General features: G+C 32.0%; 11 protein-coding genes. 1 reads left to right on the forward strand and 10 read right to left on the reverse strand.

Features of this window, described 5'->3' with window-relative positions:
- Nucleotides 1-64 precede the first annotated feature (64 nt).
- The 8 genes from D1816_RS24735 to D1816_RS24770 form a co-directional block, all read right to left on the reverse strand.
- On the reverse strand, nt 65-913 hold the full coding sequence (locus tag D1816_RS24735; RefSeq protein WP_118506089.1) for a tail fiber protein: 849 nt from the start codon (nt 911-913) through the stop codon (nt 65-67).
- A 5-nt stretch (nt 914-918) separates the two neighbouring features.
- Nucleotides 919-2,298: a tail fiber protein gene (locus D1816_RS24740; RefSeq protein ID WP_118506090.1), complete on the reverse strand. Its 1,380-nt coding sequence runs from the start codon at nt 2,296-2,298 to the stop codon at nt 919-921.
- 162 nt (nt 2,299-2,460) lie between these two features.
- Nucleotides 2,461-3,234, reverse strand: coding sequence for a sulfite exporter TauE/SafE family protein (locus D1816_RS24745; protein ID WP_118506091.1), 774 nt, complete (start codon nt 3,232-3,234; stop codon nt 2,461-2,463).
- 16 nt (nt 3,235-3,250) lie between these two features.
- The gene (locus D1816_RS24750) at nt 3,251-4,309 is read right to left on the reverse strand and encodes a nucleoid-associated protein (protein ID WP_066313697.1); all 1,059 of its coding nucleotides are present in this window, start codon (nt 4,307-4,309) and stop codon (nt 3,251-3,253) included.
- 48 nt (nt 4,310-4,357) lie between these two features.
- A complete protein-coding gene (locus tag D1816_RS24755) occupies nt 4,358-4,873 on the reverse strand; it encodes a hypothetical protein (protein ID WP_118506092.1) in 516 nt (171 codons plus the stop codon).
- A gap of 42 nt (nt 4,874-4,915) precedes the next feature.
- Nucleotides 4,916-5,932 carry a COX15/CtaA family protein gene (locus tag D1816_RS24760; protein ID WP_118506093.1) on the reverse strand — a complete coding sequence of 339 codons (1,017 nt, stop codon included), beginning with the start codon at nt 5,930-5,932 and terminating at the stop codon, nt 4,916-4,918.
- Between the two features lie 40 nt (nt 5,933-5,972).
- The gene (locus D1816_RS24765; protein ID WP_066313693.1) at nt 5,973-7,409 is read right to left on the reverse strand and encodes a CCA tRNA nucleotidyltransferase; all 1,437 of its coding nucleotides are present in this window, start codon (nt 7,407-7,409) and stop codon (nt 5,973-5,975) included.
- A 7-nt stretch (nt 7,410-7,416) separates the two neighbouring features.
- Nucleotides 7,417-7,986 carry an L-threonylcarbamoyladenylate synthase gene (locus D1816_RS24770; protein ID WP_066313691.1) on the reverse strand — a complete coding sequence of 190 codons (570 nt, stop codon included), beginning with the start codon at nt 7,984-7,986 and terminating at the stop codon, nt 7,417-7,419.
- A gap of 339 nt (nt 7,987-8,325) precedes the next feature.
- Between D1816_RS24770 and D1816_RS24775 the strand changes: the two genes are divergently transcribed.
- A complete protein-coding gene (locus tag D1816_RS24775; RefSeq protein WP_118506094.1) occupies nt 8,326-9,279 on the forward strand; it encodes a hypothetical protein in 954 nt (317 codons plus the stop codon).
- Between the two features lie 92 nt (nt 9,280-9,371).
- Here D1816_RS24775 and D1816_RS24780 read toward each other — a convergent pair whose 3' ends face one another.
- Both D1816_RS24780 and D1816_RS24785 read right to left on the reverse strand, forming a co-directional pair.
- A complete protein-coding gene (locus tag D1816_RS24780; RefSeq protein WP_066313689.1) occupies nt 9,372-10,046 on the reverse strand; it encodes a class I SAM-dependent methyltransferase in 675 nt (224 codons plus the stop codon).
- Nucleotides 10,047-10,120: 74 nt separating this feature from the next.
- Nucleotides 10,121-11,197, reverse strand: coding sequence for a glycosyltransferase family 1 protein (locus D1816_RS24785; RefSeq protein ID WP_066313687.1), 1,077 nt, complete (start codon nt 11,195-11,197; stop codon nt 10,121-10,123).
- Nucleotides 11,198-11,320: the final 123 nt, after the last annotated feature.

Raw genomic sequence — 11,320 nt, forward strand, 5'->3', positions numbered from 1 at the left:
GTTGATGCCCAAAGCCAAATACTATACTAAAGACAGAACTTGACTTTGAACATGTATTATGTAATTATTTAATTTTTTGTTTAAGTAATGCTACTTCTTTTTGAAGCTGCTCTGTTTTCTTATTTTGTGCGATGATATATAAGGTTAATTCTTCAATTTTTTGGAGTAATTTAGAATTCATTTCACCTAATTGTATACCTTCTTTTTCTACTTTTTTTGCAGAAGGAATATTGGGTAAATGTCCTTTTTCTTGAATGTGACTTTCTACTTCTTTTAATGTTGGAAGCTCATAATTTTCTTCAAACACATAATCTGGCCATCCCGTTAGGTCTACTTTTACCTCTTTGGCATGAATTTTACCGTTTACAGCAAGTTTTGAGTCCGGTGTTGTTGTTCCAATACCAACGTTACCTCCATTACTTGATAAATATACATTAGTAGGGTTATCATAGCCACCTAAATATAAAGATGAAGTACCACCATTTTCTTTAATTGGCTCAATTACTGCACCAGAAGTGCCATGCCAAATGCTTAAATATTTATCGGATATTGTTTTTCTATAAACTCTAAAAGCTGTTCTTTCAGCAGAATTGACATGTAAATTTGCCTTTGGGCTTGTGGTACCTATACCAAATTTCCCGTCTTTATTGAACGTGAAAAATGTACTAGTATTCTCAGAATTGTTGAGATACAGGTGTTCCCCGGTATTTTGAATAGAAAAGTCCCAGCTTTTTCCTCCTCGTTCTACACGTAATGCAGCGCCGCCTGCAGGATCTTTAATGTGCAATTTATAGGACGGACTTGTGGTTCCAATTCCAACGTTGCCACCAGGCAATGGAAAAATATTGTTTTGTGCGACTCCTCCAAATAATGTAAGTAGTGAGATGCTAACTATTATGATTTTATTTTTCATGCTTATCAATCTCTTTGTTTTAATTTAATAATTTCTTTTTGTAAAGTTTCAATACTTGTTTGTTGTACTTCAGTCGTTTTTGTTAGTTGTTCTGTTTTCTTGTTTTGTGCGATGATGTATAAAGTTAATTCTTCTATTTTTTGAAGCAATTTAGCATTCATTTCACCTAATTGTATACCTTCTTTTTCTACTTTTTTAGCAGAAGGTATATTTGGTAAATGTCCTTTTTCTTGAATGTGACTTTCTACTTCTTTTAATGTAGGAAGCTCATAATTGTCTTCAAAAACATAATCTGGCCATCCCGTAAGGTCTATTTTCACTTCTTTGGCATGAATTTTTCCGTTTACCGCAAGTTTTGAATCAGGTGTTGTTGTTCCGATACCTAGATTTCCATTGGCAGTTAAGATCATTTTTTTTTGATCATAGTTCGTCCACACAAATAAAGGCCTATTTTGAACTTGACTATTTCCTCTTCTAGCATTAAAATTAACAAGTGCATTTGCTCCGTTATCCATTGCATCCGAAGAAGAACCCATGATTGACAAAGAATATCTATTATCTGTTTCATGATAGCCTTTAATTAAAGGTATAAATTGATTTGCAGCACCTGTTGAGTTTGCAATTTGTAAATAATCTGATGGAGCATCTGATATTTTAAATTGTGCTAAGCTTTCTGTTTCACCAGAATTGGATTGAACTACGACTTTTGAAGATGGATTTCCTATACCAATCCCAATATTACCATTTTTCATTATCGACATTTTACTGCTACCATCAACTTGAAATCCAAATCTAGAAGTGGAAGTACCTCCTGCAATATTCAAATAACTGTTTCCATCACCTGAATTAAAAAGAGTTACATGCCGACTTGCAGAATACGATGCCTTAATACCTCCTCTAACATCTAGTCTCGAACCAGGATTTACAGTACCTATTCCCAGACTACCATTTGCAGTCAGCGTCATTTTTTTTTGATCATAATTGGTCCATACAAATAAAGGTCTATTTTGAACTTGACTGTTTTTTCTTCTAGCATTGAAATTAACAAGAGCATTTGTTCCAGTATCCATAACATCTGAAGATGATCCCATGATTGATAGGGAAAATCTATTGTCACTTTCGTGATACCCTTTTATAAGAGGTATGAATTGATTTGGTGTCCCTGTAGAATTTGTAATTTGAAAGTAATCTTGTGGTGCATCAGAAATTTTGAGTCTTAGTAAACTTTCTGTTTGCCCAGGAAGAGTAAGAATATCTAATCTAGCAGAAGGATTAGTTGTTCCAAGTCCAACATTACCGCTAGGTAAAGGGAAGATGTTATTTTGTGCAATGCTTATAGATGATATGAATATAAATGAGACGGATAGAAATAGTATTCTTTTCATGTTTAAAAATGTAATATTAGTTATCTATTGAAGATAAATTAATTAGTTATTTTGCTAATGATTAATGTCTTTAAAAGACTTTTTGTTACCTGTAAGTTGGATTTTTTATGATTTAAAATGAGTACTAGTATTTTGTGCTGTGTTTTTTAAATAAATGTATTTTCATAATATACCTAAGCCTAAAAGGAGTGAAAAAATAATTAAAAGGAAACCAACAGTTACTTGTATCGTATTTATGGTTATTTTTTTTAAAAATAATTTGCCAATATAAGCGCCAATAAAGGCCATTAAGATTGCCGTGATCAGTAATTTGTAATTAAGTTGATTACCTAACTTAAAAATATCTTTTGCGTATATAGAAATTCTAGAAATGTCAATGAAGCAAGCGATTACTACCCCTGTAGCGATAAAAGTTTCTTTACTTAGTTTTGCTCGTATAAGAAAAGCAGTTCGTAAGGCTCCTTGATGTCCAGAGATTCCTCCAAAAAAACCACTTAACGCTCCACCGATAGGCAAGTATTTTGTATCTATTTCTAATCTTTTCAATTTAGGTATCAGATCAAAAAGAGAAAAGAAAGTTAATAATGCAGCGATACAGATTTTTACAACAGTAATTTCATGTAATTTGTTATAAAGCGTATAACTGTAAATAGGTTTAATATCTGTAAGAGTACCCAAAACGTAAGCCCCTAATAATGCAAACACTATAGCTGGTAATCCAAAACGTAAGACAGTCCTTGTGCTAGCCTTTTTTCCAACTAATGTTAACTTAAAAAGATTATTAAGTAAATGAACAATAGCGGTCAGGGCGATAGCAATATCGATAGGAAAAAATAATGCAAAAACAGGCATAAGCAAAGTGCCTAAGCCAAAACCAGAAAAAAAAGTTAGACCAGATCCAAGTAATGCTACAATACCAACAAGAATATAGTCCATAACGAATTATGAATGTTTAGGTCTTTTGTTCTTTATTAAAATAAACAAGATAGTAATACATCTGTTTTTCTTCATCCCACCCTTTTTCTACAAATTTCTCGGCTGATTCAGGATTTATAAAATCCATTTTTATTTGCACGTTGGTATCCAAATTGATAACATTTTTTATCTTTTTACGAGCAGCGGTTACCGCATTATTCGCAATAGGGAAGGTAGTAAGATCTTCGATTTGATACTTAGGTGCTTTTTCTGTTTTGTAATGTTTAAACTCTGGTATTAGATCAGGATTATCAATTACATCATTTAAGAAAGCAGTTTCTTCGAATTCATCGTTTTTTGCAAAATGATTTACGGCGCGATTCATAAACATTACTTCTTCCTTTTTGTCTTCGGCAGGTAACACAACGTCTTTTGCAAAGTCTTGGCAGAATTTCATGTATTTTTTAGTATAAAAATTCTCATCTGCAAAGGCCTCAACACCTAAGAAATTTTCTAGCCAATACTTGGTGTCATACCTATTCGAGTCGATAGATAAAACTTTATAACCTTCTTCTTTTTTATGATTAAAGATAAGACATCCTTTGTCTAGTTTGTTAAGGTTAACACCTTGTTGAATAAGAAGTTCTATATCTGTTTCTTTTTCTTCAAACTGAAGAAAATCATGTTTTAATTCTGATTTAAATACTCCAAGTGCGTCTACTTTTTCATTATCAATAGTAACATTTTCGAGATACGTTACATATAATTCACCACTTTTAATATGCGGATGATTAGACTGTTCATATAACAAAGAAGCGATTCGTTTTGATTTTTCATGTACAGATGATGGATTATCAAAAATTTCACTTACAATTTTGTATAAAGGATTAAACTCTACATCAACATCATTTGCAAATTGAAAATAATTCTCTTCTTTTTCTCTAAATGGTTTAAAGAAATATTCTTTCAGAATAGCGGTTAATTCATCATTAACTAAATATGGTGACTCAGAAAGGAAAAGGTTTTCTCCTTTGTTTTTATTTCCTACTTTGTGTACAGAAAGAGATTCAATTTGGGTACTATATAGATTGATCATAACATATATTATCTCAACATATTGCTGAGAATTTTTTTAGTTAATATTTTAATTCCAGTTTTCGTCAAATCCAAGATCATCATACTCATCTGGATCCATAAACTCTTCAGAACTCTCATCGGTATACTGATCAGATTCATCAGCTACAAATTCTTTATTTGGTGCTTGATCGGGTATTTGTCCATGTACAAACATGATATTAGGATATTCCATCCCATTCTCATATTCTGCGATCTCTGCGAGCTCTATCATAAACGTCCACATACTTAAAAAGTCATAGATATAAAGTAATTTAGGAGATGCCTCATGAGCAACATCGATTAAGGAAGTCTCATTCATTAATCGTGTAGACTGTGATCCTTCACTCATATCAAATAAAGATATTTCTTCACCTTGATTCCATTGGTCATCACTAATATAAAAAGATGCCATTTCGGTACCATCAAATCCAAAGGATTGAGTGATTACATTATGAAACTGCTCTAAAGACGCATCCTGTTCAATTTCGATATCTCTAAACACATCTTCCTCGGTGTCTAGTATAACTCTGAAACGATAAATCATTCTTACTTAATTTGGAAAAGCAAAGATACTATAAATGCTTTGTTATTTACTAAAACGGTGCAATGAAAAAGTCATTGCTCCAAGTAAGAAAAAGGCAACAACCTGGTGTAGTACTCCTAATGCTATTGGAACTCTATATATTAGCGTAAAGACACCTAATAAAAATTGAATACCTACTATAATTAATAATAGGTTTAATGCTTTACTTTGTATTTTTGTTTTTTCTAGTCTTTTACTTTTGTACCAAATAAATAGAATAATACCTACAACTAAGTAAGCTAGGTAACGGTGAACAAATTGCACACCACTTTTACCTTCAATGAAATTCATAATAGTCGGCGATTGTTCAATATACACAGATTCATGAATAAGAGCACCATCATTCATTAACGGCCAATGATTATGTAGCAGACCTGCATCAAGTCCAGCTACAAAAGCTCCATAAATAATCTGAATTAATAGTATAACTAATCCCCATCTTACCAGATTTCTAAATTTTATGTCGATTACTTTTTTATTGGGATATATAAGGTCTAGTGCCACCCAAAAAGTATAAGCAAACGTAATAAACGCAGTGGTAAGATGCATTGCAAGTCTGTAGTGACTTACATCTGGGCGGTCAATCAACCCACTTTTTACCATAAACCATCCTAAAAACCCTTGAAAACCTCCAAGTAACATTAAGATAAGGGCCTTTTTTATCGTTGGTTTTGATAGTTGTTTTCTAATTAAAAAATATATAAATGGTATAATGAAAACAATACCAATAAATCTACCAATTACCCTGTGAAACCATTCCCAGAAGTAAATACTTTTGAAGTCTTCTAAAGTAAATTGATTGTTTATTTTTTGATACTCTGGATATTTTTTATACAATTCAAATGCCTCGTTCCATTCAACCTCATTCATAGGGGGTATTGTTCCTGAGATTAATTTATAGTTAGACATGGATAATCCAGAATGAGTGAGTCTGGTAATACCTCCAACAATAACCATAATGAAAATTAATAAACACCCAGTGAGCAGCCAGTAGATTACTTTTTTATTATCTTTTTTCATAAAAAAATTCAATATTACTTATTTCTACAAATTGTTTTTTTTAATGTATTGGTTTTTTTATGGTTAGGCCTAGTTGTTTTCCTTTTTGTATCATAAATTCGAAGGCAGCTTCATGTTCATTTGGTATTTCTCCTTCAAGAATTGCTTCTTTTATAGCTTCTTTAATAATACCTATTTCTCTAGAGGGTTTAATGCTAAAAGCTTTCATGATCTCTTCACCCGTAACTGGTGGTTGAAAATTACGAATATGATCTCGTTCCTCTACTTCAATCATTTTTAATCTAACCTTCTTAAAGTTATTGTGATATTTTTTAAAACGTTTAGGGTTTTTGGTAGTAATATCAGCTTCGCATAAAGTCATCAATTCTTCAATATAATCGCCTGCATCAAATACTAATCTGCGTACCGCAGAATCTGTTACTTCTGACGCAATTACGATTGGTCTTGAACTCATTAATACCATTTTCTGAACGAATTTCATTTTATCATTTAATGGCATTTTCAAACGTTTAAAAAGTTTGAAAACCATTTTAGAACCTACAAATTCATGACCATGGAAAGTCCAACCTATTTTTTTATGGAATTTTTTGGTAGGCGCTTTACCAATATCATGCAATAAAGCAGCCCATCGTAGCCATAAATCATTGGTGTTTTCTGAAATATTATCAACGACTTCAAGAGTGTGATAAAAATTATCTTTATGTCGTTGTCCCTCTATTTCATCAATGCCTTTTAATGCAGTTAATTCTGGAAGAATGTAGGGTAGTAGACCAGTTTTTTCTAATAATTTAAAACCAACCGATGGTTTACTGCTAAGCATAATTTTATGTAGCTCTTCTACAATTCTTTCCTGAGTAATAATTTTTATCCGATCCTTGTTTTTAGTAATCGCATTAAGAGAAGCTTCTTCTATTTTAAAGTTTAATTGTGTTGCAAAACGAATGGCCCGCATCATACGTAAGGGATCATCAGAATAGGTTATGTCTGGGTCTAATGGTGTACGAATAATTTTTGACTTTAGATCATCCAAACCTCCAAAAGGGTCTAAAATATCTCCAAAATTTTCTTTTGATAAATCCAGTGCTAATGCATTGATTGTAAAATCTCTACGATTCTGGTCGTCCTGTAAAGTACCATTTTCGACTTGAGGGTTTCTACTATCTTTAGAGTAGGATTCTTTTCTAGCTCCTACAAATTCTACTTCAATATCATCTGCTCTCAACATTGCAGTGCCATAGGTTTTAAAAACCTGTACTTTGGGATGATTAGATAACAATGAAGAGACTTCTTTGGCTAATGCTATCCCACTACCAATTGCAACTATATCAATATCTTTAACGGTGCCTCTTTGCAACAAATAATCTCTAACAAATCCACCAATAACATAACTTTCTAAATCTAAGTTAGTGGTTGCTTGGGTAATTGTTTTAAAAATAGATAGTTGTAAGGCTTCTTTGTGATTTTTAACTTCAGACATGTACAATTTACTTCCTAATAATCTTAACGGTACTGTCACCTCCAATTTTGATTATAGAAGAAGGTTTAGCACCTTTATTTTGTAAAGGCAAATTTACGACATAGTCCACGCCTTCCAAAATAGCAGAAGATATTTCTTCAAAGTTTTTTGGAGCAGGTTTTCCACTAATATTTGCAGATGTAGATACAATAGGCCTTTTTAGTTTCCTAATTAATTTTCCACAAAAAGGATCTCTGACTACTCGAATACCCAAAGTGTTGTCCTCAGCGATAATGTTTTCTGAAACTCTTAAGGGGCGATCATATATTATTGTTGTGGCCTTTGTAGCATATTTTAAAATATCGTATGCAACTTCCGGAACTTCTTCTACATATTGCTGCAACATTTTAAAATCATTCACGAGACAAATCATCGTCTTGCTTTCGGCTCTTTGTTTAAGCTTGTATACTTTATCAATTGCGCCAGGATTCGTAGCATCACAACCTATTCCCCAAACTGTATCTGTTGGGTATAATATAAGTCCACCTCTTTTTAATACAGTTAGCGTTTTTTCGATTTCTATTTGATGATCTATCATGGAGTAAAATTCAAAATTTCTTTTTTGCAAAGAAAGTCAAAATATCATAGTAATTCATTGTTTATGATAAATATGTATAGTCATCTATGTATTGCTTTACCATAGATTCTGAATTCATGAACAAACTAAATCTAGGATTTTGATACAACAGGGAAAGAAGAGGAGAAATGTTCTGTATAAAGATACACGAATGTCTTGTTAGTATATAATTAACATAGGTTATAGTTTTTTTATGAAACATATAATTGATTTGAGACATTATTAAAAGTTAACCGCTTAATCAGCAAAAAAACCTGAATGCACAACAGGAAATTTGTGCACAATTAAAACCTATATATTATGAAAAAAATCTTTTTAGTAGCAGCAGCTTTATTGGGAATGATTTCCTGTGAAAGCGAAAATGACACTATAATGCCGCAAGGGGTTGGTGACGAATCTTCTATTTCTTTGAACAAAGAAATATTTTCTTTTAAGAATTGGGACGAGTTTAGACAACGTTATCTTGAGTTTGCCAAACTAGATACAGAGATGTTAGAGATGCAAACTTTTTTCTCATCAGATAGAGCGTTAGGGGTAGATTTATCCTATGCACTACAAGGTATTTTAAATAAAGATCATCAATTTAAAGTAGCGGGTAAAACAATTTGGTTTGATGACGGTAAATTTTATGAACTTGACGATACTATTGATCTTGATGTCCAAAAATCTAATAGAACTGCACTACGACAAGTAGGTTCTGTAATTGCGGGTCCAATAACTCTGGATTCACAAGGAGAAGCTAGTGCAGGTAAATCTATTCTTGATAATAATCAACGTGAATTTAGAAAACAGAAATATATAGAGAATTGCGGAACTGGAGCAGTTCAAGGCACTTCGCCAAGAGCATTTAAATATGTACATGAGATTTTTGCAGAAACCATTACTTCAGGGGCACCAGGTTTCGAAGTGTCTCAATACGCAATACATTTAAGAGTGAAATTAGAGTATAATCATAAGCGAAGACGTTGGAGACTTTCTGGGGAGAGAAGAGAGATTTCAATTAGTGTTTCAAATAGTTCTGTGTTAAGAAACAGAATAGGGCAGCCTATTCGCCCTCATCCAAGTGATATTAGCGTAGGGTCAGTAACATTTTCATCACAATGTGCATCTCATCAATCTAGATTGCTTAATTCTATCAATGCTGCTGGTCCAATAGCAGGAGCAAATTGGGATATTAGGGTAAATGGTGTAATTACAGAAAAAATGGTTGGTGATGTGTCAGCAAATCGTTGGAGAGATACTATTAACTGGTGATTTTAACAGGTTTAGAAAGTAATTGCTTTTAACAACGAAGCGAGAATTCTACAATAAGAATTCTCGCTTTTTATATTGTATGATTTAAAATATTAGTTCTTCAAACTACTTTTCTTAACCATCAAAATTTGATAAGCATTTGTTACAATGACCCAGTCTTTCTTCAGCATATGCTCTACTACAACTTTTCCTTTTCCTCCACCAGGTAAATCGCAATCATCAATAAGGATAATTGTATCGTCATGGAGATTTTTTTCAACAGCGATAAACTCTTTTAGATGATGTTCTTGACTTTTTCTTTGTATTTCTTCATCGTGTAAAGAATAATCATAACTATCTAGATATAATAGATCTATTTTTTGATCAAAATTTTCTAAAAAGGCAATTGAATCTGATAATTCAAGAGTGACTACATTGTTTAAATTTTCATCATTTAAACCTTCTTGAGATCCTTTTAGCGAATCTTCGCTAATGTCTACCGATATAACTTTGCCACCATGTCTTTGCGCCCATTTTCCAAATACTATTGTAGCCGCACCATCTCCGTGAGTATTTTTAAGACCATCTCTAGAGGTACCGGTTTCTACAATTAGTTTGCCATTTCTTTGTTCTAGAAGTCTTAATGTTTCTACAAATGTATCTCTTCTTAATGCAAAATTGTATTTGAATGGCATAAGAGGAAATAGTGATTTATGTTTGGATAATTTTTTACCCAAAATTATGATGCCTATTAAGAGTAATAAACCAATGATGATTTGTAAAGCCATTTTTGTTTGTTTAGGTATTTAAAAAGTATATTTTGAAGCTGCTAATATACTAATGGTTGATTTTATAATAAACGTTATTTAGAGTTATTTATCAAATTTTTGTAGACCTCAATGTATTGCTTTGCCGCTTTATTCCATGAAAAAAAATCTGCCCGTTCTATGAGGTTAGTCCTAAATTCGGTTTCATTTTCATTATAATATGCAAGATTCTTTTTTAATAAATCAGCCATATTTTTAGTGTTAAAGTCCTTCCAGTAGAAAGCATATTTTCCTCCTATTTCGGGAAGCGACGTCGTATTTGCTAAAAAAATAGGTACACCATATCGCATAGCTTCAATTACAGGTAGTCCAAAACCTTCTCGGTCAGAAGGAAATACAAAAGCACTACAGTTTTTCATGTAGTATTGTTTTTCTTGTTCAGAGACACGCCCAGTTAAAGTAACTCGATCAGCTAGACCTAATGATGTTATCGTTTCTCTAACTTTTTCTCCATATGGTCTAGTATCATTTCCAGAAATAATTAGATTGTATTCTGGTAAGTGTTGCATCATTTCTACTAAGAGATGAAAATTCTTTCGTTCTAAAAAATCTCCTAAACCATACAGGTATTTTTTACTTATATCAATGTCGGTAGAAAAATTATCTAAATTTTCAAAAGAAACCATTGGATTACCATTGTAGATTACATATTCAGGTATATCTGGAATTTCAAAATACTTATGAGTAGACTGTTTAGCATACTCAGAAATATAAGTAATCGCATCGGCTCTATTTAATTTTTCTATAAATCTTTGATTTCTTTCGTGATTCAAGTCACTCGAAATTTCCTCAATAAAATTTACATCATGTACCGTTAGAACATAAGGTAGATTATGATAGGGTTCTATTTTAGTGTTTTGGTTTAAGGAGTGCCAAACATCATATTTTTTTCTAACACTAGTAACTTTATAACGTCTAGCTCCAAAATAGCGCTTGTATTTGAAGAAATTACCAAAATAAGGTTTTAACGCTTGTATGGGACGAGTATGAACAGAGAATCTGATATCTGGATCATTAATTTCTTTAAACGCCTTAAGTAAATGATAGTTAAATTGACCAAAACCTGTATGAATATTATTGATATTATGCGTTTCTAGAAATATTTTATACATGGGGTTGTTTTTTGCAAAGTAAATAAAATAGATATTAATTTTAACTTTTTTTTTTGATTTAAATATGTGGTTTGTAATATTAAAACATGCCAGTTGATTTTTAGCTTATACATCTATGGGATT

It is taken from the genome of Aquimarina sp. AD10, from assembly GCF_003443715.1.
Taxonomy (GTDB): Bacteria; Bacteroidota; Bacteroidia; order Flavobacteriales; family Flavobacteriaceae; genus Aquimarina; species Aquimarina aggregata.

What these genes read in the sequence shown, in the direction of transcription:
- D1816_RS24735 (WP_118506089.1), bottom strand. Translation starts at nt 913, where the DNA reads ATGAAAAATAAAATCATAATAGTTAGCATCTCACTACTTACATTATTT.
- D1816_RS24740 (WP_118506090.1), bottom strand. Translation starts at nt 2,298, where the DNA reads ATGAAAAGAATACTATTTCTATCCGTCTCATTTATATTCATATCATCT.
- D1816_RS24745 (WP_118506091.1), bottom strand. Translation starts at nt 3,234, where the DNA reads ATGGACTATATTCTTGTTGGTATTGTAGCATTACTTGGATCTGGTCTA.
- D1816_RS24750 (WP_066313697.1), bottom strand. Translation starts at nt 4,309, where the DNA reads ATGATCAATCTATATAGTACCCAAATTGAATCTCTTTCTGTACACAAA.
- D1816_RS24755 (WP_118506092.1), bottom strand. Translation starts at nt 4,873, where the DNA reads ATGATTTATCGTTTCAGAGTTATACTAGACACCGAGGAAGATGTGTTT.
- D1816_RS24760 (WP_118506093.1), bottom strand. Translation starts at nt 5,932, where the DNA reads ATGAAAAAAGATAATAAAAAAGTAATCTACTGGCTGCTCACTGGGTGT.
- D1816_RS24765 (WP_066313693.1), bottom strand. Translation starts at nt 7,409, where the DNA reads ATGTCTGAAGTTAAAAATCACAAAGAAGCCTTACAACTATCTATTTTT.
- D1816_RS24770 (WP_066313691.1), bottom strand. Translation starts at nt 7,986, where the DNA reads ATGATAGATCATCAAATAGAAATCGAAAAAACGCTAACTGTATTAAAA.
- D1816_RS24775 (WP_118506094.1), top strand. Translation starts at nt 8,326, where the DNA reads ATGAAAAAAATCTTTTTAGTAGCAGCAGCTTTATTGGGAATGATTTCC.
- D1816_RS24780 (WP_066313689.1), bottom strand. Translation starts at nt 10,046, where the DNA reads ATGGCTTTACAAATCATCATTGGTTTATTACTCTTAATAGGCATCATA.
- D1816_RS24785 (WP_066313687.1), bottom strand. Translation starts at nt 11,197, where the DNA reads ATGTATAAAATATTTCTAGAAACGCATAATATCAATAATATTCATACA.